The sequence below is a fragment of the Galliscardovia ingluviei genome (assembly GCF_014635685.1).
Classification (GTDB): Bacteria; Actinomycetota; Actinomycetes; order Actinomycetales; family Bifidobacteriaceae; genus Galliscardovia; species Galliscardovia ingluviei.
Genome location: NZ_BMDH01000002.1, coordinates 237,905 through 259,550, shown reverse-complemented (window position 1 = coordinate 259,550; position 21,646 = coordinate 237,905). Strand labels below are relative to the sequence as shown.

22 protein-coding genes and 2 tRNA genes are annotated in these 21,646 nt (G+C 47.4%); 19 read left to right on the top strand and 5 right to left on the bottom strand.

Features of this window, described 5'->3' with window-relative positions; translation table 11 throughout:
* Positions 1–95 precede the first annotated feature (95 nt).
* The 7 genes from IEU85_RS05285 to IEU85_RS05255 all read left to right on the top strand — a co-directional run bounded on the left by IEU85_RS05285 (position 96) and on the right by IEU85_RS05255 (position 7,211).
* Positions 96–1,370 carry a DUF2318 domain-containing protein gene (locus IEU85_RS05285; RefSeq protein ID WP_188355195.1) on the top strand — a complete coding sequence of 425 codons (1,275 nt, stop codon included), beginning with the start codon at positions 96–98 and terminating at the stop codon, positions 1,368–1,370.
* An 11-nt stretch (positions 1,371–1,381) separates the two neighbouring features.
* Positions 1,382–2,863 carry an ABC transporter permease gene (locus tag IEU85_RS05280; protein ID WP_188355194.1) on the top strand — a complete coding sequence of 494 codons (1,482 nt, stop codon included), beginning with the start codon at positions 1,382–1,384 and terminating at the stop codon, positions 2,861–2,863.
* 36 nt (positions 2,864–2,899) lie between these two features.
* On the top strand, positions 2,900–4,180 hold the full coding sequence (locus IEU85_RS05275) for an ABC transporter permease (protein ID WP_371866642.1): 1,281 nt from the start codon (positions 2,900–2,902) through the stop codon (positions 4,178–4,180).
* Between the two features lies 1 nt (position 4,181).
* Positions 4,182–4,952 carry an ABC transporter ATP-binding protein gene (locus tag IEU85_RS05270; protein WP_188355193.1) on the top strand — a complete coding sequence of 257 codons (771 nt, stop codon included), beginning with the start codon at positions 4,182–4,184 and terminating at the stop codon, positions 4,950–4,952.
* Between the two features lie 21 nt (positions 4,953–4,973).
* Positions 4,974–5,516 (top strand): FMN-binding protein, encoded by a 543-nt coding sequence (locus IEU85_RS05265; RefSeq protein WP_188355192.1) that lies wholly within the window; start codon positions 4,974–4,976, stop codon positions 5,514–5,516.
* Between the two features lie 189 nt (positions 5,517–5,705).
* Positions 5,706–6,257: a hypothetical protein gene (locus IEU85_RS05260; protein ID WP_188355191.1), complete on the top strand. Its 552-nt coding sequence runs from the start codon at positions 5,706–5,708 to the stop codon at positions 6,255–6,257.
* A gap of 30 nt (positions 6,258–6,287) precedes the next feature.
* The gene (locus IEU85_RS05255) at positions 6,288–7,211 is read left to right on the top strand and encodes a hypothetical protein (protein WP_188355190.1); all 924 of its coding nucleotides are present in this window, start codon (positions 6,288–6,290) and stop codon (positions 7,209–7,211) included.
* Between the two features lie 105 nt (positions 7,212–7,316).
* On the opposite strand, the gene IEU85_RS05250 is transcribed toward IEU85_RS05255, so the two are convergent.
* Positions 7,317–8,504, bottom strand: a complete 1,188-nt coding sequence (locus IEU85_RS05250) for a pyridoxal phosphate-dependent aminotransferase (protein ID WP_188355189.1) — start codon at positions 8,502–8,504, stop codon at positions 7,317–7,319.
* Positions 8,505–8,565: 61 nt separating this feature from the next.
* On the opposite strand from IEU85_RS05250, the gene IEU85_RS05245 reads away from it, so the two are divergent.
* The 5 genes from IEU85_RS05245 (at position 8,566) to rplI (ending at position 10,755) form a co-directional block, all read left to right on the top strand.
* Positions 8,566–8,844: an Lrp/AsnC family transcriptional regulator gene (locus tag IEU85_RS05245; RefSeq protein WP_188355188.1), complete on the top strand. Its 279-nt coding sequence runs from the start codon at positions 8,566–8,568 to the stop codon at positions 8,842–8,844.
* 129 nt (positions 8,845–8,973) lie between these two features.
* On the top strand, positions 8,974–9,270 hold the full coding sequence (gene rpsF / locus IEU85_RS05240) for a 30S ribosomal protein S6 (protein ID WP_188355187.1): 297 nt from the start codon (positions 8,974–8,976) through the stop codon (positions 9,268–9,270).
* Between the two features lie 67 nt (positions 9,271–9,337).
* Positions 9,338–9,931 carry a single-stranded DNA-binding protein gene (locus tag IEU85_RS05235; protein ID WP_188355186.1) on the top strand — a complete coding sequence of 198 codons (594 nt, stop codon included), beginning with the start codon at positions 9,338–9,340 and terminating at the stop codon, positions 9,929–9,931.
* A 106-nt stretch (positions 9,932–10,037) separates the two neighbouring features.
* Positions 10,038–10,286 carry a 30S ribosomal protein S18 gene (gene rpsR, locus IEU85_RS05230; protein ID WP_188355185.1) on the top strand — a complete coding sequence of 83 codons (249 nt, stop codon included), beginning with the start codon at positions 10,038–10,040 and terminating at the stop codon, positions 10,284–10,286.
* 16 nt (positions 10,287–10,302) lie between these two features.
* Positions 10,303–10,755, top strand: coding sequence for a 50S ribosomal protein L9 (gene rplI, locus IEU85_RS05225; protein WP_188355184.1), 453 nt, complete (start codon positions 10,303–10,305; stop codon positions 10,753–10,755).
* A gap of 75 nt (positions 10,756–10,830) precedes the next feature.
* On the opposite strand, the gene IEU85_RS05220 is transcribed toward rplI, so the two are convergent.
* A complete protein-coding gene (locus tag IEU85_RS05220; RefSeq protein ID WP_188355183.1) occupies positions 10,831–11,178 on the bottom strand; it encodes a phenylpyruvate tautomerase MIF-related protein in 348 nt (115 codons plus the stop codon).
* Between the two features lie 321 nt (positions 11,179–11,499).
* Here IEU85_RS05220 and IEU85_RS05215 point away from each other — a divergent pair, with 321 nt between their 5' ends.
* Positions 11,500–12,057 (top strand): GtrA family protein, encoded by a 558-nt coding sequence (locus tag IEU85_RS05215; protein ID WP_188355182.1) that lies wholly within the window; start codon positions 11,500–11,502, stop codon positions 12,055–12,057.
* A gap of 46 nt (positions 12,058–12,103) precedes the next feature.
* Here the strand turns inward: IEU85_RS05215 and IEU85_RS05210 are convergent, their stop codons facing one another.
* The gene (locus tag IEU85_RS05210; protein ID WP_188355181.1) at positions 12,104–13,444 is read right to left on the bottom strand and encodes an MFS transporter; all 1,341 of its coding nucleotides are present in this window, start codon (positions 13,442–13,444) and stop codon (positions 12,104–12,106) included.
* Between the two features lie 398 nt (positions 13,445–13,842).
* Here IEU85_RS05210 and IEU85_RS05205 point away from each other — a divergent pair, with 398 nt between their 5' ends.
* Together IEU85_RS05205 and IEU85_RS05200 are read left to right on the top strand one after the other, a co-directional pair.
* Entirely contained in the window at positions 13,843–14,502 is a 660-nt protein-coding gene (locus tag IEU85_RS05205; protein ID WP_188355180.1) for a histidine phosphatase family protein, read from the top strand.
* A 214-nt stretch (positions 14,503–14,716) separates the two neighbouring features.
* A complete protein-coding gene (locus tag IEU85_RS05200) occupies positions 14,717–15,577 on the top strand; it encodes a hypothetical protein (protein WP_188355179.1) in 861 nt (286 codons plus the stop codon).
* 216 nt (positions 15,578–15,793) lie between these two features.
* Here the strand turns inward: IEU85_RS05200 and IEU85_RS05195 are convergent, their stop codons facing one another.
* Together IEU85_RS05195 and IEU85_RS05190 are read right to left on the bottom strand one after the other, a co-directional pair.
* Positions 15,794–16,969, bottom strand: a complete 1,176-nt coding sequence (locus IEU85_RS05195) for a DUF805 domain-containing protein (RefSeq protein WP_188355178.1) — start codon at positions 16,967–16,969, stop codon at positions 15,794–15,796.
* A gap of 75 nt (positions 16,970–17,044) precedes the next feature.
* Complete coding sequence (locus IEU85_RS05190; RefSeq protein WP_371866641.1) at positions 17,045–17,854, bottom strand: ABC transporter permease; 810 nt, start codon at positions 17,852–17,854, stop codon at positions 17,045–17,047.
* 199 nt (positions 17,855–18,053) lie between these two features.
* Here IEU85_RS05190 and gltX point away from each other — a divergent pair, with 199 nt between their 5' ends.
* From gltX to IEU85_RS05170, 4 genes are all read left to right on the top strand, one after another.
* Positions 18,054–19,631, top strand: a complete 1,578-nt coding sequence (gene gltX / locus IEU85_RS05185; protein WP_188355177.1) for a glutamate--tRNA ligase — start codon at positions 18,054–18,056, stop codon at positions 19,629–19,631.
* 236 nt (positions 19,632–19,867) lie between these two features.
* Positions 19,868–19,940: transfer RNA gene (locus IEU85_RS05180), tRNA-Glu, on the top strand.
* 35 nt (positions 19,941–19,975) lie between these two features.
* Positions 19,976–20,047, top strand: a tRNA-Gln gene (locus IEU85_RS05175).
* Positions 20,048–20,108: 61 nt separating this feature from the next.
* Entirely contained in the window at positions 20,109–21,407 is a 1,299-nt protein-coding gene (locus tag IEU85_RS05170) for a metallophosphoesterase (protein WP_188355176.1), read from the top strand.
* Positions 21,408–21,646 lie beyond the last annotated feature (239 nt).

Sequence of the window (21,646 nt, the reverse complement as noted above, 5' to 3'; positions counted from 1 at the left end):
TGAGCCAGTGGTAAACCGTATCGCAAGTACTACTGACAAGAACAAGTACTACTGACAACAGTATGCAATAAAGCACGCCATAATAGGAGAATAGTATGTTAGAGCAATACGTGCATGCGCTTGCTGGCACGTTAGCACCAAGTCTTCTGGTAGTAGGATGCTCAGTCCTGCTTACAGTGGGAGAGGGCAAGAATCGACCGCGTTCCAAATATTGGAGACTATACGGACTTGGTATTGGTGTGCTTGCAGCCATCGTTTTTGCTCTACTACGCACCACAGCGGTACTTGACCGCCGTTCTACGCTTAATCTACCGCTGTTGGTGCTCTGCATACTTACCGATGTGCTGATGCTTGTCGTTGTTGCTAGGGCTTGGCGCACAACTACCGATTGGCAACAGCATCCTGTACAGCTTCATATAGCGAATGCCATTGCAGCGCTTAATATTGCTGCGGCCACCCTGTATGCACTACCAGATGTTATTTTGCAATTAACTCGCGTAGTAGAGCCAGGGGATTCTCCATTTACCTCTGAAATGCTGATTCGCTCCCTGGGCTTTGTATTAGGTATTGCTACGGCAGTGCTTGCAGCAGTTACCGTCTATACCTTGCGCACTGTGCAGATTCGTCGCTGGTTCACCATTGCAGCATGGTGTGTGGTAGCCATTAATGTGGTATTGCACTTCACTGAGCTGATTGTTCTGCTGATGAATATGCTTATTTTGCGTTTGCATGGAGCGCCATTTAGAGCACTGATCAGTGTGCATAATGCCACAATTCCTTTGACCCTGGCTCAGCTGGCTGTATTCGTACTGCCAATTCTCGCTTCATTGGTGCTGGGCTTTAAAGCCAAAGCACCAAGCCAAGCCAATCAAGCACAAGTAAGACAAACCTCCGCGCTGCGCCGCCATGCGATAAGCTCTGCACTCTGGGTGTGTGTGGCATTGATTGCAGTAAGTATTGCGCTCACGGTTGGTGTATCTCAAACCCGCAAAGTGCCAACCCTTTCTGAGCCAGAAGAGTACTCATTACAAGCCGATACCGCGACTATTACTTTTGAGCAAGTTGCTGACGGGCATTTGCATAGATTTGCCTACAAAGCAAAAGATGGCACAGCCATGCGCTTTATTGTGATTAAGAAAAATGGTGGTGCTTACGGAGTAGCACTTGATGCATGCGAAACATGCGGCGATGCCGGCTACTATGAGAAGGGCGGCAAAATTATTTGCAAACGTTGCGATGTAGCTATTAACCTTGCCACTATCGGCTTTAAGGGAGGCTGCAATCCTATTCCGGTGCCATACACTGCAAGCGGTGGTCATATTACGATACATACTGCTGATTTGGACGCTTTATCATCACATTTTAAGTAAGGAGGGCAGCAATGTTTGGATTACGCATGGTGCTGCGCTCACTGAGTAAACAATTCGCCAAGCGCTCGCTTATCGCCCTTACAGTAGCTTTGTGTGCAACAATTTGCGTGGCTATGCTCGGTATTGTTTTCGATGTAGGTGACAAGCTGAATGCTGAATTAACAACCTACGGTTCCAATATTACGGTGCAGCCTCGCGCAGATTCTGTAATTGATGAGCTGTATGGCACTGCAAGTGGGGCAGATGCTATGTCAGGCAGCGCTTCTAGTACGTCTGATGCAACGCATAGTCAGCACAGTGCAGATAATGCTGCGGATAGTAGTATGCAGCGCAAGTCAGAAACTGGCGGACTTACCAGCATAGGTGATAGCGAGCCAACAGCCGCAGATAGCGCAGCAGATGGTAGCAACTTGCTTAAAGAATCAGATGCTGCGAAAATAAAGACTATTTTCTGGGCATACAATATTACAAACTTCGCTCCAGAACTCAATATTCACGCGCAAGTTGCCCTTGGTAAGCGCGACTGCATGGCTAAAGGTTCAGGTTGTGTATCTGTGCCGGTTATGGGCACATGGTTTGCGAAAAAACTATCGTTGCCAACTGGCGAAACCACAGTTGCTGGTATTCAGGGGATGCGCTCGTGGTGGAGTATTGAAGGCGCTTGGCCTAAAGATCAAGCTCAAGAGGCGCTGGTCGGTAAGGATATTGCACAGGCGTTAGGTTTGCATGTTGGCTCGCGTATGACAATGCATAAAATGGCCGCTGGTGACCATCATAGTGAGTTGGTTGTTACCGTAGCCGGTATTTATGATTCGCATGATGGTGCTGCACAGCAAGTTATTATTCCAACAGGCATTGCTCAAGAACTGGCTAATTTGCCAGATAGCGTGGATCGCATTGAAGTCAAAGCATTAACGACACCAGAAAATGATTTAGCGCGTCGTGCTGCAAAAAATCCAGCTGCTCTCAGTCGCGAAGATTGGGAAACATGGTATTGCACAGCATATCCAAGCTCGATTGCCTATCAGATAGAAGAAGTAATTTCTGTAGCAGTTGCCAAGCAGGTTCGCCAGGTTTCTGCATTACAAGGTGAAGTATTACAAAAAACGCGCACGGTAATGATTGTTATGACGGTGCTTTCTCTGATAGCGGCAGCTATTGCTATTGCTAATTTAATGGCATCTTCGCTTGCTCAGCGCGCCCGAGAATTGGCTCTGCTTAAAGCTATTGGTGCAACTGATGGAGCAGTTATTCGGCTGATGCTTGCTGAAACAGGCATTATCGCTGCTGTGGGTGCGGTTATTGGAGCGCTTGTAGGGTCAGGAGCAGCTCAGCTGGTTGGACACGTGGTATTTGGTAGTGGCATTACCATGCGCCCGATGGTATTTGTGCTCGTGGCAGTGTTACTAACACTTACTGTGCTCATTGCTTCTATTTCTTCAATTCGTGCGATTGTGCGCGTGCAGCCGGCGCAAGTGCTGCATGGACGGTAAAGACGATACATGGGACTACAGCTGAGAAGGTACAAAATGGTGAATATTCATACTGCACATGATGTCTCTAATAGACGCATGTTTGCCACCATGATCCGTGGTGCTGTGTTTCGTAGACGATCTCGCGCACTCATGGCCATTGTAGCGACATTAGTGGGTGCTGCTACATTATTTTGCCTTGCTGCAGTGTGTATCGTGGTGCCACAGCAAATGCGCGATGATATGCGATCCTTTGGCGCAAATCTTATCGTTCGTGCCTCTGATGGTGGGGCAAGCACACAGGATGTTCGCACTATTACCCAAGATGTGACAGCGGTAGGGGATGCACAAAGTGCAACCTATCGATATGAAAATGTTCGCATCCATGCAGCACCATACATGCTTGCCGGCATTGATAGTAACGATGTGCAAGCAATCAATCATCATTGGTCGGTGGATGGTCATTGGCCAAGTAATGGTCATATTATGGTTGGTCGCGATGTGGCGACCGCGTTGGATTTGAAGGTTGGCTCTACGTTGGAAATAGCGTATCGTGCTGACGATAACGCGCAATTTGGCAGCCAAACGCAGTCTACTAACCAAGCGCAATCTACTAACCAAGCGAATCAGGGGCAAGAGTCTACCCAGTCGCATAGCCGAGATGGTCGTGTATCAACGGATATTTTGCAAGGCGGTGGCACCAAATTCCAAGTAGGTGGCATTGTTGACACCGGAGGTAATGAAGACGATATTATTTACGCCACTAATCATGATGTGAACCAATTAGCCGGTGAGCGTGGCGTTGATGTAATTGAGTTTGCTGTAGATGCTGACGCTGATACGCTGTTTAGTATGTCGCAAGCCATTGCAGCACAAGATGGGTTAAGCGTGCCAGTCAGTGCTCGGCAAGTATCTCGTATGACCTCATCAAACGAACGCATTATCACCATGCTACAAACACTATTTTGGATGGTTTCTCTGGTAGTGCTTGCCTTGACTTTAGTAGGTGTTTCCACCACTATGGCATCGATGGTAGGGCAGCGACGTAATGAAATCGGTTTGCGCAAAGCACTCGGTGCATCATCATGGTCGATTGGTATGGAATTTTGTATTGAATCAGTGCTGTATGGCGTAATCGGTGCATTGCTTGGTATTGGTATCGGGCAAATAGTTGCAAGTGTGCTATGCCAAACCGTTTTTGATCGCAGTTTGCCATTTAACCCACTTTTAGCGTTAATTACTGTAGGAGCAGCCATCATTATTGATATCGTGGCATGCATTCCTCCAGTGCGTCGCGCTGCAAGCATTGATCCAGCCGTAGTGTTGCGAGAGGAGTAACATGCTACTTGAACTAGAACATATTAGTAAGATTTACGGCGACCTACATGCTGTTGATGATTTGAATTTAACGGTACCAGAAGGTCAGTGGCTGTCTATTGTTGGCTCAAGTGGATCAGGCAAAACCACGTTAATGAATATTATCGGCTGTATGGATACGCCTTCCAAGGGGACGGTTACCCTTGATGGGCGCGTATTAAATGATTTGAATGCAAAACAGCTAGCCGATGTGCGCAAAAATGAAATTGGTTTGGTATTTCAAAAATTCCATTTAGTGCCACATTTGACTGCTCTAGAAAATGTGATGATGGCGCAGTATTACCATTCTGTTGTTAATGCTGATGAAGCGCGAGAGGCGCTCGCTCAAGTAGGACTTGCCGATCGTGCGAAGCATCTGCCAGGAGAGCTTTCTGGTGGTGAGCAGCAGCGAGTATGTATTGCGCGTGCGCTGATTAACTGTCCACGTCTTATTTTGGCTGATGAGCCGACTGGCAATCTTGATGAGCATAATGAGCAGTTAGTTCTTGATATTTTGCGCAAGCAGCATAGCCAAGGTACTACTATTATTGTGGTAACGCATGATACTGCAGTAGCGCAATGTTCAGAACGTGAGATTATGCTGAACCATGGTGTGCTGGTGGGTGAGCGTTGGAATGATGAGCAAGCACGTCAGCGCTATGAAGCACAAGGTGGATTGCCGGCAAGTACTGGTGCTCATCTTGAGGGTGTATTAGCAGACGATCAAACAATACAGCGCATTACCAAACAGTAGGGAAGGCTTATACGTAGGGAAATGGCACAGTCACATACAATACGAACTACTGCAGCAACATTGGCATTACTCAGTGCCACGGGAGCATTATTAGCAGGATGCGGTGAGCCTCAAGCCGTTCCTATGAATGATGAATTTACCAGCAACACCGGTGGTAGCGAAAGCAGTAATGGTTCCACTGCCACTCAAGGCAATAGCAATAACAGTGCCAAAGGAAATACTGGCGATACTAATGCTGCACAAGATACTGGGGTGTATAAAGACGGCACCTATGATGTAGCAGGGCAGTACGGGCCTGTTGGAGAAGATACGATTGATGTGCATGTTACGGTGCAGTCAGGCAATATCAGCGATGTCAGTATTGTAGGACACCCATTTACGTCTATTTCCAAAGAACATCAAGATAATTTTGCGAGCAATATTGGTGCAGTAGTCATTGGCAAGCCGCTTAAAGGTCTGCATGTGGATACGGTAGCTGGTGCTAGCTGGACTACAGAAGCATTTAATACAGCACTTGATACTGTGCGACAACAGGCAAGTGAGCCAGCTGAGCAGGCGCAGTAAAAATTGTAGTTGAGGCGATGGCGGGTAGTTGCCATGCTATCGAGGAGTTGCAATGATAGCGTGTAGTTGCAGCTCTTATTTGTAGATGTAGCGATATGTGTAGAATGGCACATAGAAAGTGCTAGAAAGTGCTATGAAGTGCCATATAGATACGTGGTACATGCGTGTAACGAGTGGTAAGGATGAGCTATGAGTGAACCAAACAACCAGCAACAGGGCAACAATGTGCCTCCTTATCCACCAGTACAGGAAGGCAGTGTGCCGCCGGCATATCCTTCAATGCCGGTTCAAGACATGTCGGCACCAAATATGCCAAATCAGGGTATGCCTGACCAGAGGATACCGGGGTCGAGCATACCGAATCAAAGTATGCCGTATCAAGGTGCGTTGAATCAGGGTATGCCGTATCAAGGTATGCCTGCATACACTCCAATAATGCTGCCGTATGATGTGTTACCACCGGAGCCATTGCCTCAGCGCAATATGCAGGAAAGCGGATACTATCTCCCCTCAGGCAGACGCACCCCAGGTCCTGGTCCCTATATTTTGCCTATGCGCGTTGGGGCTACACGACGTAGAAGAACGTTCATCATTGTGCTGTGTTTTGTCCTTGCTGCAATTTTGATGCTATCGGGTTTGGCGCTTGCCGTGACATCTGGTAGCTCTTCAGACACTGCAAATACTGGCGAACTTGATCGTAGTAGCGCAACGGTTTTGCAATTTGACCCCCCAACATATTAGAGTAGAGGTTGGCTCACAGACGGGAGGCCTATGATGACTAGTGAGAACCGTAATGGAGAAGCCTGGAATAATAACGTGGAACGCATACCGGTTTCGGGGCCCCGCGATCCTGAAGTTACTCATTCCGACGAATCCAACGTGGTTCAGCCATCTCAGCCCGAACTGAACGTGCGCCAAACCCGTTCGGCCCGGTCGTCTCACTCGCTGAGTTCGGCCGGCTCCGGCGGTACAACGAGAGTATCATCTACAAAACGTTCTGCATCAGGTATTTGGGGCATAATGTGCGCCATTGCTGGCTCTATCGCAGTAGCTACTGGCGTACTCAGTGTGATGCGCGCTTGGAATACGCGAGCTGTGCCACAACTTCCAGCCTCTAGTGCACATGACATTATTCCTGTCACTTGTGTATTAGCGGCTCTTACACTGGTGTTGGTGATTATTGCACGTCTGAGAGCTGCGCGTAATCGACGTAAAACTCGTTCAACAATCTGGGGTATTTTAGCTATTGTGCTTGCACTGATGCTGTCTGCAGGAGCATACGCACTACAAACTATTGCTCCAGAAGGCGTAGCGAAGCCTCCAGTACGCGATGAAGCGCCAATATCCGACACTCAAGCTATGCAATCAGGTGTTGAAGCAGTATATGGCTCATGTGCTGATGGCTGGCAGCATATTGATGCTTCACAGTTCCCCGGAGTTTCTTCTATCCAATATTGCCTTGATACGCGCACAGCGTATGCCACATTTGATAATGACACTGCTTACGCGGCCCGTGCTCCAATGATTCAATCTAAGGCTGCTGAATTGCTCTCTGAACATTCTGGTGAAGCACAGGGCACACAGTGGGCAACTATTGCAGGCAAACGCTGGGTAGTAGTTGGGGAGAAAACCAAGGCTAAGCAGTTAGAAAAAGCTTGGGGTGGCACTATTACGGATATTAGTTTTCACCGTTAATGAGTGCTACTAGCAACTGCGCTACGATACAGCTTTGCCTACCCGTGAACCTTATTTGAAAACCTCCTAGCTTGCCAAGATCTTCCTAACTTGCCGAAGCTTCTCTTATAAACCGTATTGTTCGTGGGCAAATTTGCGCAATACCGGGATAGTGCGTTCTACTAATTCAGTTGTAGTGCAATATGCCATACGGAAATAGCCAGGGCAGCCAAAACTATCAGACGGCACCAAAATAAGGTCATAATCCTTAGCTTTCATACAAAATGCATTAGCGTCTGCTTCCAGTGCCTTCGGGAAAATATAGAATGTGCCGCCCGGTCGCTCTACTGAAAAACCGATATCAGTCAGTGCATCATAGAGCAAATTCATATTGGTTTCATACACACGCAAATCACTTGTTTTGTCTAAAACGCGAGCCACACCAAGTTGAATACTCGATGGAGGACAATTATGGCCAGTACCGCGACTGATTTGTCCACAGATTGGTGCAATCAGTAGCGCGTCTGTGCATTGAGGATGAGCCGCTACATAGCCGATACGCTCTCCCGGCAGCGACAGTGATTTAGAAAACGAATAGCATGACAATGTATTCGCATAATACTTACTCGGATAAGGCTGGTTTTGCCCGTCAAAGACAATTTCACGGTACGGTTCATCGCTAATCAAGAAAATATCATGCCCATACTCTGTTTGCTTTGCAGACAATATTGCTGCCAATTTGGTGAGAGTAGCATCTGAGTAGACCACACCAGAAGGGTTGTTTGGTGTGTTAATGAGCACAGCAGTGACGTTCGGATTGAGTGTGCGCTCTAAGGCATCAAAATTGATTTGGAAATGCTCTCCAGGCTCTACAACACGTAAGATCGCTCCAGTACCTTCTACATACGGGTGATATTCAGGGAAGTATGGTGCAAAAGTAACTACTTCATCACCCGGCTTGGTAACAGCACGCAGTGCATGGGAGAGTGCTCCTGCCGCACCTGAAGTCATGAAAATATGCTCATAGGTGTAGTTCATACCGAAACGCTGATTAAGGCTTGCTGCTACAGCTTCACGCACTTGAGTAATTCCAAGAGACGGACTGTAGCCATGGAGTGCTACTGGATCATCATGCGCATATAAATCAAGCATTGCTTCGGTAAATTCTGGTGCTGTGGGCACGCTTGGATTGCCAAGCGAAAAATCATACACATGATCTGCGCCAACCTGTGCTTTACGCGCGGTAGCGTATTCACTCAGTTGTCGAATTACTGACTTACCACCAAGCATGGCTTTATACGAAGTATTGATCATAATGTGCACTCCTTAAGTTGCTGTGTATATAATACCTGCAAGACGTGAAGGAGTATGCAAAATGTCTGATGCAATTGTTCTGATCGATGTTGAAGCTGGAAGTGCTACCAAAGTAGCCCGTCAAATTGCCGATCTTGCAGGCGTGCGCGAAGTGTATTCTGTTGCTGGCGAAGTAGATTTAGTAGCAGTGGTTCATGCAAATCAAGGAGAAAGCATTGCCCAGATTATCCCTGATGGTATTGCTGCAATTCCTGGAGTACTGCGCACACAGACCTTGATAGCATTCAAAACATATTCCAAGCACCAGATGGACGCTGCCTACGATTTGGGATTAGATTAAACCGAATGCACAAAGTCTTTTGGTGCGCGTATTGTTAGAGAGTTGCCTAAAGCTGATTTGACTTTAGGCACGCGCTAACACACTCCTGCTGTGGAACGTCCACAGCCGATAGACCGAAGGAGGTGGGTGATGTCTGCGCATAAATATGAACTGATGCTCATTGCCGATCCTGAATTGGATGAGCGTGGCTTGAAGAAGCTGGTTGACCAGTTCCTCACTGTAGTCACCGATGGTAAGGGTAGCGTTGAAGACACCGATATCTGGGGTCGTCGCAAGCTCGCTTACGAAATTGATGGCAATCTTGAAGGCAACTATGCAGTAGTAAACTACACTGCAGAGCCAGCAGTAAGCGATGAGCTTGATCGTCAGCTGAACCTGAACGAACAGATTATTCGTACCAAGATCCTGCGTAAGGACGCTAAGTAAAGCGTTAATGGCAAGGCGCTAGTCGCCATGTCCCACAATACATTACAACCATGCAAAGAAGGTTATTATGGCAGGGGAAACAGTAATTACAGTAGTTGGTAATCTTACTCGCGATCCAGAATTGCGAACGACTGCTAGCGGAGCAAGTGTAGTAAATTTCACTATTGCTTCAACTTCTCGTACCTATAATCGCCAGACGCAGCAGTGGGAAGAAAGCGAACCACTGTTTTTGAACTGCTCTGCATGGGATTCCTCCTACAATCCAATGGCTCATAATATTCAAGCTTCATTGGCAAAAGGTATGCGCGTTATTGCGCAAGGACGACTTTCCCAGCGTTCCTATACTGCTAATGATGGCACTAACCGCACGGTTATCGAATTGCGTGTGGATGAAATTGGGCCAGCACTGTCACGTAATACTGCGCAAGTAGTGCGTAATACGAATAACAATCATGGCGGTGCTCAAGGCGGGTTTAGCCAGCCAGCTCAAGGGGGATATCAAGGCGGTTACCAAGGTGGAAGTTCAGCCCAACCAGCTGCTGCCGCGCAGGGTGCTCCTGCAGTGGATCCTTGGTCAACTAGCGCTAGTAGTGGTAGCTCGTTTGGCTCTTTTGGTGCGTCAGATGATTTTGGCGGATCATCAGATGAGCCAGAGTTCTAACTCCCAGTACACAACATAAGAACGTAGCAAACCAAACTCAGTATTGATACACACGTAATGTATTGCAAGTACAGCAGATACCTGTAAATATCCTTAAGGAGTTCATATGTCACGCAAGAGGCCACAGCCACCGGTGAAGCCTTTCAAGAAGAAGCCAAACCCATTGAAGGCTGCTAAGATTACCGAAATCGATTACAAAGACGTCGCTTTGTTGCGCAAGTTCATTTCTGATCGCGGTAAGATTCGTTCCCGCCGTATCACCGGCGTAACCGTTCAGGAACAGCGCAAGATTGCAAAAGCTATTAAGAATGCACGCGAAATGGCTTTGTTGCCATACGCTGCAACTGGTCGCTGATAGGAGGCATTGAGTCATGGCCAAGGAAACAAAAGTCATTCTTACTGCCACTGTAGGCGAATTGGGTCAGTCCGGCGATGTTGTCACTGTTAAGCCAGGATATGCACGTAACTACCTGATTCCTCAGGGCTTGGCATTCGCATGGTCCAAGAATGCTGCTGCTCAGATTGAGCAGATGCAGCGTGCACGTCGTGCTGCAGCACTCGCAAGCCGTGAAGATGCTGTTGCTGCAAAGGCACAGATCGAAGGCAGCACTGTTGAAATTGCTGCTAAGGTTTCTGAATCTGGCAAGCTGTTCGGTGGTATTTCCGCTGTTGACGTTGCTAAGGCTTTGCAAGAGGCTGGCAATGCTGTTGATGCAAAGGCCATTACTGTGCCAAGCATTAAGACCACTGGCGACTTTGCTGCTACAGTAAAGCTCCACCCAGAAATTTCTGCTAACTTCACTGTTAAGGTTGTTGCTGCCTAAGGCAGTACAACACTGTGCTTAAGCCAAATCCCCGAGCATTGCTCGGGGATTTTTGTTTGGAATCGCGGATTTTATTTAGAAGTTGGAGCCGTTCCAGCCCCAATCTGTGGTAGCCGTATACCGAATATAGATACGGTCAGCGCGAATAGCCAGCTGCTTATCTAGGGCTTCGCAAATTGCTGCGGTCAATTGTTCCCAAGCTGCACGTGGTACGGAAGAGCCGAATACATTTACTTCCACATATGCAGCAGGCTCCTCGCCATCGCCGGCAAAATATATAGGCATATTGTCTTCAAATGGGCACATCAGCCAGCCCTCAGACTTGCCAGGAACTGCACTAATAGCTTTGCCATAGGCTTTTTTCAGGGCTTCACGCTGTGCTGCTGTGGTTTTTACACTGACATGAGTATGAATTACAGGCATAATACTCCTTTACCCGCCTATCGTGTTCATGGTGCAATAAGGACTTGCGCCTTGCTACATCTATGTAAATTACACTTATTGTAGACCACACCTATTGTAGACCACAATGCTGGGTTTGTACGGTTAATCACTTCACAACTCATGTCATAAATACGATTACATCTATGCATATCTTTAAACAGTTGCAAAATATAGCTTTCTCTCATTCAGCCAGTGAGCATGCGTGGGGATATGTTGAGTTGTGAAGTATTCGTCAGAAAATACCCCTTGCTACAAGATGTGAGGCTGTTTTGACTTGAGCATTCGGTATAACAGTCAATTATGAGAAAATTATTTGCGCAACTCATGAAGTTCGGTGTTGTTGGCGTCATAGCCTTTGTTATTGACTTCGGTATCTTGAATCTTTTGGTTGGACACCTGCACATGAACAATGTGGTTGCTGCAACCATCTCATTTACTATTGCATTGTGCTTTAACTATTTGGCGAGCATGCGTTTCGTATTCAAGCATCGTGAGGATATGGCTCGTTGGATGGAAATGCTGATTTTTGTTGTTTCCTCGGTTATTGGTTTGCTTATCAATGACGCTATTATCGGCCTTTCTACAGCAACGTTGCCTGCGGATGCGATTCACACAGACCATGCACGATATGTATTATTGACGAATATCGGCAAAATTGTGGCAACAGTCGTTGTAGCGGTTTGGAATTTCGTTATTCGTAAATGGCTACTCGACGATACACATACTAACGCGATGAATCGTTTGCGTACTGGCGATAACAAATTGAGCGCTCAAGAACTTGAGGAAAAGCGCAATCGTAGTTTTGCACATAAACTCGGCATGTGGTCTATAGACCACGCTCCGTTTGGTTGGAAATAGGCGTTAGACACTATAGACATTAGACGCTAGACAATAGGCGTCAGGTTTACACCTGTACTTCATTGAGTACAGGTGTTTCCGTACTTGTTTTAATTTGCTTAAATCCCACAAATGCCACAAGTAGGGAAATCAGTGCCAATGTTGTTACTGCTACAAATCCACCATGGGAACCATAGCGATCAATAAACTGACCTGCAATAGCTGATCCAAATGATGAGCCGATAGCATTCATAGCGCCCATCCAAGCCACGCCTTCAGTAAATCGTGATGGAGGTACGAGATGCAGCATGATCTGGTTACCGTTAATCCATGTTGGTGCCTGACATACGCCAATAAGCAGGTAAATAATCATAATTACCCACAAATGCTTGGCAAAAACAAATGAGCCGATACCTATATTGACAACGGCAAGGCAGAAGTAGAAACGTTTCCACAGTGGAATCATCCAGTTTTTCGCGCCATAGATGAGTGCGCCCATAAGCGAGCTGAACGAGAAGCAGGCAAACACAAAGCCTGTGTATTGCGCCATATTTTGCTCTTTAGCAAAAGCAATAATAGAGATACCAGTAGCACTCTGGAATGCGCCAACACTGAACCAAGTGGCGCAGATAGCAATCATGCCAGTACCCCATAGGCTTGCTGAGCGGGCGGCGCGTTTGGCGCTGCTGGTATCGCTTTGTAATTGTGCCGATCGCTGTGCTTCTTTGGCGCGGTACTGTGCTCTCGTTAAGCCAGACGCTTTGGCAAGTTCTGTTTGTGAAGGCGGGGTATAGGAGGTAACGCTTAAAAACATGGCAGCGCCTATAAGCACGCATATCCCAGTGAAGGAAAAGGCGAGAATACCTGAAATAACCGCCAAAATTGATGCAAGCGGATTGCCGACAACCCACATACATTCGTCAAAGACGCTCGATAAAGAGAGTGCTTGGTTGATTTTCGCCGGTTTACCTTTGAGTAAATACGTCCAGCGTGCGCGGCTCATTGCGCCCCATGGTGGCACAAACGCTAAAAATGGCACAATACAGTACAGTAACCATGGCGGCGCTTGAAGATTGATGGCAGTTACCATAGCGATAGCAGCAAGCGTCCAAACGATAATAATAGGTATGGAGACTTGCTTTTGACCGAATTTGTCAATCAGTTTGCCAAATTGTGGGCCGAGTACGGCTAAGGCGATAGCTTGTACAGCAGTAAGTGCGCCTGCCAGTCCGTAGCTACCATAATGATTTTGCACTGAGATGGTGATAGTCATGCCAATCATAGGAAATGGTATTGAGGCGATTACCGCTCCGATAGCGAATCGTGGCGTTTGTGGGATACGCAAAAGTTCGGCATAGCCGGCGAACAGGCGATGATTGATATCACGTATGGCGTGCAGTGCTGACATAAGGCGGGATCCTAGAGTATGAACGTGGTCTAACGAAAGTTTCGCTTTACTTTTGTTGGTAAAGTAATTGTACTAAGTGTATGCTAATGCCTTATTGGAGACGACACGCGCCCCCGAGCAAAATAGAGGGTATAACGGGGGTAAATTATGCGATACGAGAACATGATACTGTGTACCATCCGTATTCTATGATTTACCGTGCGTTTTACGTTTGACGAATAGAGCATTGGGTAAGACTGAATCTTCAGATTAGGTATATGCTCATATGCTATAGATCGTGATTGTGGAACGCGGCGTATTCGTACAATTATGTAGATTGCGTATACATGTAGATATATGGATGCATAGCTATATAGCTGCGTAGTGTTGCACCATGTACATTGAGGTCAGGAGTAGACATGAGTGTTACTACAGTGCATTTAGTCCGCCATGGTGAAGTAGAAAACCCTGATCATATTTTGTACGAGCGCCTTGAAGGTTTCCCACTTTCTGAACGCGGAGAGCGTATGGCAGCTGCAACTGGAGAATTTATGGCTTCATTTGCGCCTTTTCAAAATGTTGCTCATGTAGTGAGCTCGCCATTGGAGCGCACACGTCAAACTGCGCAGATTATTACCGACCGCATTAATACCTTTAGACAGACTCATCATCTACCAGCATTAGTGTGTCACACCGATGAGCGGCTGATTGAAGCCTCCAACGAATTTCGAGGCACGCGCATCGGCTATGGGCAAGGGGCATTGTGGAGACCGAAAAACTGGAAGCTAATTGCCAATTTGCACAAACCTTCTTGGGGAGAATCCTATGAGCATATTGCGCAGCGTATGCATGAGGTAGTACTCGATTTAGTTGATGCACATCCTGGGCAGCAAGTGCTAGCAGTAAGCCATGAGTCTCCGATTTGGTCATTGCGCATGTTGTTAGAACAGGGTTCGCCAGAGCATTGGATGTTTGCGCGACGCACAGCCTTGGCGTCGATTACGAGTTTGAGTTTTGATTGTGATAGTCATGAGCTGCTCAGTATTAGTTATGCAAATCCCGCTGCAGATGTGGCATAGCTTGGTATATCGTGGTAGAGCATTTGACATTCCTGTGATGGCTTGTGATGCTGGGTGCTGATACCGCACATACCTTATGTTGCATGCGCATGAATTGTGGCGCACTTCAATGTTGCAATGCAAATCAGTGCCATTGAAGTGAATTTGGTCACGATTTGGTAAGTTCTTGGCGTGCCTCGGCACATTGACTTGTAAAGAGCGTCATACTACATATATGAGCGAATTCACATGGATGTCTACTGTAGCGCAGTTTAAGAGCGCTGCCGCCATGGTTGATGCAGCAGCAGTGGGTAATCGTTTAGTGGCATTGTGGCCATTACATGATCATGTTCGCATCGACAATGACGTCAAATATGCAGAAGATTTGCAAGTACGTATTACACGCCAGATTGCGCAAATATTAAGCGGCGAGCGGGTTACTATGCCAGACGCTGAGTATGTGTATGAGGGCGCAGATGAGATCCCGGGACGACCCCAGTCTATTGTAGAAGCCTTGTTAGCAGCTAATGATGCCTATGATGCTGCTGCGGCATTCAGTGAGGATGCTGACGCTTCACATCTTGCTGAAAGTGCTCAAATTATTGAGGCTTGCCAAGGTCAGAAGCAGGATACACTGGTCGATGTTTTACATGAAGTTACACAGCAGGTCGAGCATGTGAGCACGCTACCTTTTGATGAGCGTGCAGCATGGGTTGGTGCAGTAGTAGCACAATTATGTGCGCTGTTGACGGCAAGCAATGATATTGGCACAGATGCTGATCGCAATATTGCCGTAGTGATGCTTGCTGCTATTGAGTGTGCCGAACTTGCTGGTGTGCCAGCGGTTTTTGCTAAATTAGATCAGTGGAAAGCATTAAGCGCGCAGGCTGTACGCGGTGATGTTGATGCGGTGGCTACACAGTTTGCGCAGATAGCGCAAGCTGAATGGCAGAAGCACTATGATGATGTGCTTTGGGATCCAGAGGAGGCTAAGAAGCAGGCCAAAGAAGAAGATGAGCGTAAATCTCGTGAGGCTTTGGCTGCTAAATTTGCGCATATTCAGGACGACCCAAATAAAGAAGCAGTGGAATTATAAGCAACTTTAGATGATGAGTACCTGATATAATACCTGATACGACGATGGCTCCTGAATTCAGGAGCCATCATGCATTTGCACTGATATTCCAAAACAGCCACTTTTTGCAAAAACAGGCATATAGGCAGAAAACGCTCACACCAAATATCCTCAAATCTCAAGAAACAGTATGTCCCGCGTTCTAGCTATTGGCTGCGCTAATACATTGCGATGGATTTAGAGCGTTGGCTTATCGAACCGTGCCCCCTCTGGCTTTGAAGGAAGCAGAGTAAACACAATGCTCATAATGCCGCCGACCAGTGCCATGAATACGCCAATCATAGCAGCACCTAAACCAGCCGTGGCACCAGTAGTATCAGAAGCAATGCTCAACACCGCACCCATGCCGCCAACAAACATAAGAATAGTGCCAGTTACGGCAAGAATGTAAGGCACAATAATCCACCAGCCGGAAAGATTCGCATCATGTAAGCGGCGCACGGAAAGTGCTAGCTGTGGAACTAAAATAGCCAATGACCATAGACCTTGGAGTAGACTCACCGCAGAACTGCCATTGGTTGCAGATTCAAGAATAGCGAATACGATCTGTACGAGCGCCAAAAATAGTACAACCCACCAGTATTCGCTACGGGAAGCTCTGCCATTGAACGTGGCGTACTTCTTGAAGAAGCGCGTAATAGATCCCGGGAACGAAATGCCATACCATGGATGCCAAATTGGAGGTTCGATTGAAGTATCTCCAGAACCCGGTTGAGTAGCATACTGAGGCATTGGCGCACCCGGCGCTGTAGGGAATCCTTGATTCATTGGCTGACCATACGCGCCATACATTGGAGCGCCAGCAGGTGCTCCGTACTGTGGCGGAGTTACAGGATCGCCGTAAGGATTAGGTTGTGGCTGAGCTGGATTAGCTTGCCCTGATGGAGCCGTCTGTCCAGTCGGTACTGTTGGCATAGGCTGTTGAGGAGCGTATGCGCCAAATTGTGGCTGAGGAGCACTTGGCTGTTGCGGCGTACCAAATTGTGGTGTGCCATACTGTGGTACGCTTGGCTGCGCTGCGCCTGTCTGAGGTATGTCTGTCTGTGGTACGGGAGATGCATATTGTGGTTGCTCTGGTGGTACAGATTGTGCAGATGGATTTGTCTGCGATGGCGGCATTGCTTGTGCAGGCATAGACTGTGATGACTGTGCAGACTGTGGTGGTTGTGTAGGCTGCGTTGCTTGCGTTGGTGTTGTCTCTGACTCAGTATTCAAATTAGGTACATGAATACTTGGCATGGCAGCCATCGTTGGCACATTAGGCACAATAGGTTGTGCATCTGATGAAATATTTGATGACGTCGGTTCTGAATTATTTGGTGATTGCGGAATTGGTGTTTGTGAGTCAGCCATAATGCCCCCTTGCTTAATCTTTTCTAGTATTATCGCATATTTATAGAGCAATTATGCTGATTTCGCTAAAAATACTTACTGCCCCGAGCCATCCCAACGTTCATCTGGACCAAGGAGTATCCGCTCAATAGCATGAATAATAAGCAGCAATATACCAGTTAATGCAATAATGACAACAGTAGCAGAAAAAATAAGTGGTGTTCTAAAAGAGTTATATGCTGCTTGTAGCCAAATACCAAGCCCACCACGTGCTCCTAAATATTCTGCAGTTGCCGCAGTAGCAAACACATACGCGGCGCTAATACGAATGCCTCCAAAAATCTGTCGAGCAGCAACGCGCAATTGAACATGCCATAGTGTCCATGTGCGCGTCGCACCACAAGTAAGCGCAACATCAACAAAAAACTGAGGAACAGCTTGTAGACCGCGAATAGTCTGTACGGCAATAGGGAAGAGCGCAAAAAGAGTAACAATCACAATTTTGCCCATTGGTTCAAAACCAAACCAGAGCAAAAACAGAGGGGCTATAGAAATTAACGGCATCGTTTGTGCAGCAGAAAGCAAAGGGAATACGGCGTCATTCAGCGCTCGCCAACTATAGCAAGCAACACCTAATATAATGCCGCAGAAGCATGCACAGATGAATCCAATAACACCTTCGTATGTAGTAATAAGGAGAGCAGGTTTTAGCGTTGGCCAAGCTTCAATAGTGGCATGAATAATTTCAGTGGGTGAAGAAAAGACTGAGCTGGGAATATGTGCCACGCTTACCCATACTTGCCACACAATAATCAATGCAATTACTGTAAGTGTGCATGGCAGTATGCGGGCAATAGCAGTACGCCTGCGTCGAGTGCGCTGAGATATTCCTGTTGCTTGCTTCACGGAGTACCATCATACGAGTATGGGTATATGAGAGGCTCTTTATTTGATACGGCACTTGAATACAGCACTCGCTTGGTAGTGGCTGGTGCGTATGTGTGTATACGTGCGCAAGTATGGTTCCATACATGTTTCCATGCGTAATACGTTTGCAAGCATGAAACCGTGTGTAGGTGTGTGTAAGTCGGTGTTAAGGGGCACAATGGTGCTCATGACTGCACAATTAGGTGAAACGCAAACAACTGTTGCACACAGTAATACTACTGCTCAGGATGATGGTAAACCTGCATTGCCTGAGCATGTTCGTGTCCGTTTTTGTCCATCCCCAACTGGGACGCCACACGTAGGCATGGTGCGTACTGCTTTATTTAACTGGGCAGAAGCACGTCATACTGGCGGTACTTTCGTGTTTAGAATCGAAGATACTGACGCTGCGCGTGATAGTGAGGAAAGCTACAATCAGATTCTTGACGCTTTGCATTGGCTTGGTATTGACTGGGATGAGGGTGTGGAAGTCGGCGGTCCTGACGGACCATATCGCCAGTCTGAGCGCGGTGATATTTACCGCGATGTAGCGCAAAAGCTACTTGAGGCAGGCTATGCGTACGAGTCGTATTCGACTTCTGAAGAGATTGAGGCTCGTAATGTGGCTGCAGGTCGTCCAGCGGCATTTGGCTATGATGGTTATGATCGCAATTTGACAGAAGAGCAGAAGGCAGCGTATCGTGCTGAGGGTCGTAAGCCTGCTATCCGCTTGCGTATGCCAGACGAAGATATTGCTTTTGATGATTTAATTCGTGGTCGCATCGAATTTAAGGCAGGGTCAGTTCCTGATTATGTGATTGTGCGCCCGAATGGTGATCCTCTTTACACGCTGACCAATCCAGTTGATGACGCTATGATGCGAATCAATGTGGTGTTGCGTGGTGAAGATTTGCTGAGTTCTACGCCGCGCCAGATTGTGCTGTATCGTTGCTTGATGGAGCTTGGTATTGCTAAGGAAATGCCGTTATTTGGGCATATGCCATATGTGATGGGTAAGGGCAAAAAGAAGCTGTCAAAGCGCGATCCAGAGTCGAATTTGTTCTTGCATCGTGACCATGGCTTTATTCGTGAGGGTCTGCTCAATTACCTAGCATTGCTTGGCTGGTCTATTGCTGCTGACCGTGATGTCTTTAGCATGGATGAAATGATCGAAGCCTTTGATGTGCGCAATGTGAAGGCCAATCCTGCTCATTTTGACATCGATAAGGCTATTGCGATTAACGCTGAGCATATTCGTGTGCTTGAGCCTCAAGATTTCTTGAACCGCTCGGTGCCATATTTAGCTGCCGAGGGGTTGGTATCTGCGGACTCTTGGGATGCATTGAGTGACCGCGAGCGTGAGATTTTGACTGCGGCAGCCCCTTTGGTTCAGCCTCGTGTGCGCTTGCTTGGTGAAGTTGGCGGCATGGTTGGCTCTCTGCTCAGCACTTCTGGGGAGATTGAGCCTGATGAGGATGCGCAAAAGCAGCTTAAGGATTCTGCAGCTGATGTGCTGGATGCGGCAATTGCGGCATTGGAAGGTGTAGATGCTGCACAGTGGAATCATGAGTACTTGCATGAATTGCTGTCGAAGGCTTTGGTGGAGGAGGCTGGTTTTAAGCCTCGCTTGGCTTTCGGTCCGGTTCGTGTGGCTATGAGCGGGCGCAGGGTTTCTCCTCCATTGTTTGAGTCGATGGAGATTGTTGGCAAGGATATTAGTGTGGCGCGTTTGAAGTTTTTGCGTAGCACGCTGTAGTTGCGGCTCTGTTTGCTCGTTTTGAGTATCTGTGTGTATTAAAGCTCTGCATACATAGTGTTATCTAGTGTGCAGGGCTTTATGCATTGGCTTTATGTATATACGGCTAGAGGAACTGTAAGGGAGTTTGTAGTGCAGACAGCATAACGAACACCTTAACGAATTGTGCGACACGCCGGTGTTGCGTGCTGGTGGCGGTTTGTGTATAGTAATCATTCGTTGCTTACAGCGACGATGCCTCCATCGTCTAGCGGTCTAGGACTACGCCCTCTCACGGCGCCAACACCGGTTCAAATCCGGTTGGAGGTACGACTGACGGAACGTTTGACGTTGCGCCTGCCAATTGGGGTATGGTGTAATTGGCAACACAGGTGATTCTGGTTCATCCATTCTTGGTTCGAGTCCAGGTACCCCAGCGAATGCCTCGCATAGCGAGGCTTTTTTCGTATCTGGCGTTTGCATTGCGAGGTTGAGTGCATGAACGAAACTCAGGTCGAGAGTTGGCGTAAACAGTCTCTTTCTGTATCTGCACGTCTAGGAGCGTTGTCATTTCATCGTTCTGGCAAGTTCAGAGTATTGCATATTAGTGATATTCAAGATGGAGCAAAGCCTTCAAAAAGCACAGCAACGCTGATTGCTACAGCTGTTGATGCTGCGCGTCCAGATATTGTTATTTTTACAGGCAACATTATTGCAGGATACAGTCCGGAGTTTAGCGCTACCTTCCGTAGACGCCCATGGTTGGAAGCAAGCTCTACAAATGAGGACGACCTTGAACATACACGTGAGCTTGTTACCGCTGCTTATAGCAGCGTGCTGATGCCTTTAGTTGAGCGCGGTATTCCATTTGCTATGACTTTTGGCAACCATGATGTGCAATGCGGTTTGGATGCTGATGAATTAGAACGTCTTGCCATGCAATTTACGGGTTGCTTAAATGGTCAAGTTTCTGTAGTACTGCCTGAGCAACCTTGGCTTGAGCGCTTTGCGTGTGGGGCGGGGACGTTAGCACTGCCTATTCGCGATACTGCTGGTCATTTGGTCTTTAACTTGGCTTTGGCACATGTTGGTGATTATGCGGCACAAGGCGGGTATATTGGCCCAAGTGATGAGGTATTGCAATGGCTGCGCGAATTACCTCAGGTGCTACCAAATCATGTACAGACTATGCTATTCCAGCATTTGCCATTAGCTACCTTCTATCAGGCATTACAAGAGGTGGATGCTTCGACTGCCTATGCGGTTGAAGGATATCGCACCTTTGAAGGTCGGTATTTTGTGCTTGATGATGCGCGTACTGAGCCAAGTAGTTATTTGGGCGAGGGCATTAGTTGCGCTGACGATATGCGCGAAGATATGGTGCTCGCGCAAGGTGGATATGCTGGTGTATTCGCAGGACATGATCACCGCAATGGCTTTGTAGCGCAGGCGTGTGTTAGTGCTAGGGCTCTGACCGCTGGTGCTGACTCGATTGTCGGTGACGGTAATAGCGATGAGGAAAGCCTGAGCGAGCAGCGAGAGTTGTTGTGTGCTATTACACCTACTTGTGGCTTTGATACGTATGGTCCGACATTAGCTAAGCGGGCAGTGCGGTTAATTGAATTTGATATTCGGCATCCTTTTAACCCGCGCACGCAATTACTAGAATTTGGAGATATTGGGCAGCGTGCGAAATCATCGCAGGCCTACACGTTTGGTATTGAACGGGTGGATACCACTCCTGGGCGTGGGTGGAATTTAGTGTATAAGTCTGGGCTTTTTAGGAAAAAGCACTGATATTGCTTTGCTTTGCGGGTGTGAGGCCATTAGTTTATGGCGGCGCTATGAGGCTTTGGTCGTGGCCTGTGCATGTTCCGTTTTTGCATGCTTTGAACTAGTAACTGGTTTCGCTAATGCATATTTAGGCCACAATACCGCTAGTTGAGACCAGTAACTGGTTTAACAAAACATGTATGCGTCAAACCGTACTTTTAACAGAGCATGTAACTGCTAACTGCCATAACATTCTAAGAATC

Bases quoted from the DNA above. Each gene is read 5' to 3' on its own strand.
- IEU85_RS05285 (WP_188355195.1), top strand. From the start codon at position 96: ATGTTAGAGCAATACGTGCATGCGCTTGCTGGCACGTTAGCACCAAGT.
- IEU85_RS05280 (WP_188355194.1), top strand. From the start codon at position 1,382: ATGTTTGGATTACGCATGGTGCTGCGCTCACTGAGTAAACAATTCGCC.
- IEU85_RS05275 (WP_371866642.1), top strand. From the start codon at position 2,900: ATGGTGAATATTCATACTGCACATGATGTCTCTAATAGACGCATGTTT.
- IEU85_RS05270 (WP_188355193.1), top strand. From the start codon at position 4,182: ATGCTACTTGAACTAGAACATATTAGTAAGATTTACGGCGACCTACAT.
- IEU85_RS05265 (WP_188355192.1), top strand. From the start codon at position 4,974: ATGGCACAGTCACATACAATACGAACTACTGCAGCAACATTGGCATTA.
- IEU85_RS05260 (WP_188355191.1), top strand. From the start codon at position 5,706: ATGAGTGAACCAAACAACCAGCAACAGGGCAACAATGTGCCTCCTTAT.
- IEU85_RS05255 (WP_188355190.1), top strand. From the start codon at position 6,288: ATGATGACTAGTGAGAACCGTAATGGAGAAGCCTGGAATAATAACGTG.
- IEU85_RS05250 (WP_188355189.1), bottom strand. From the start codon at position 8,504: ATGATCAATACTTCGTATAAAGCCATGCTTGGTGGTAAGTCAGTAATT.
- IEU85_RS05245 (WP_188355188.1), top strand. From the start codon at position 8,566: ATGTCTGATGCAATTGTTCTGATCGATGTTGAAGCTGGAAGTGCTACC.
- rpsF (WP_188355187.1), top strand. From the start codon at position 8,974: ATGTCTGCGCATAAATATGAACTGATGCTCATTGCCGATCCTGAATTG.
- IEU85_RS05235 (WP_188355186.1), top strand. From the start codon at position 9,338: ATGGCAGGGGAAACAGTAATTACAGTAGTTGGTAATCTTACTCGCGAT.
- rpsR (WP_188355185.1), top strand. From the start codon at position 10,038: ATGTCACGCAAGAGGCCACAGCCACCGGTGAAGCCTTTCAAGAAGAAG.
- rplI (WP_188355184.1), top strand. From the start codon at position 10,303: ATGGCCAAGGAAACAAAAGTCATTCTTACTGCCACTGTAGGCGAATTG.
- IEU85_RS05220 (WP_188355183.1), bottom strand. From the start codon at position 11,178: ATGCCTGTAATTCATACTCATGTCAGTGTAAAAACCACAGCAGCACAG.
- IEU85_RS05215 (WP_188355182.1), top strand. From the start codon at position 11,500: ATGAGAAAATTATTTGCGCAACTCATGAAGTTCGGTGTTGTTGGCGTC.
- IEU85_RS05210 (WP_188355181.1), bottom strand. From the start codon at position 13,444: ATGTCAGCACTGCACGCCATACGTGATATCAATCATCGCCTGTTCGCC.
- IEU85_RS05205 (WP_188355180.1), top strand. From the start codon at position 13,843: ATGAGTGTTACTACAGTGCATTTAGTCCGCCATGGTGAAGTAGAAAAC.
- IEU85_RS05200 (WP_188355179.1), top strand. From the start codon at position 14,717: ATGAGCGAATTCACATGGATGTCTACTGTAGCGCAGTTTAAGAGCGCT.
- IEU85_RS05195 (WP_188355178.1), bottom strand. From the start codon at position 16,969: ATGGCTGACTCACAAACACCAATTCCGCAATCACCAAATAATTCAGAA.
- gltX (WP_188355177.1), top strand. From the start codon at position 18,054: ATGGTGCTCATGACTGCACAATTAGGTGAAACGCAAACAACTGTTGCA.
- IEU85_RS05170 (WP_188355176.1), top strand. From the start codon at position 20,109: ATGAACGAAACTCAGGTCGAGAGTTGGCGTAAACAGTCTCTTTCTGTA.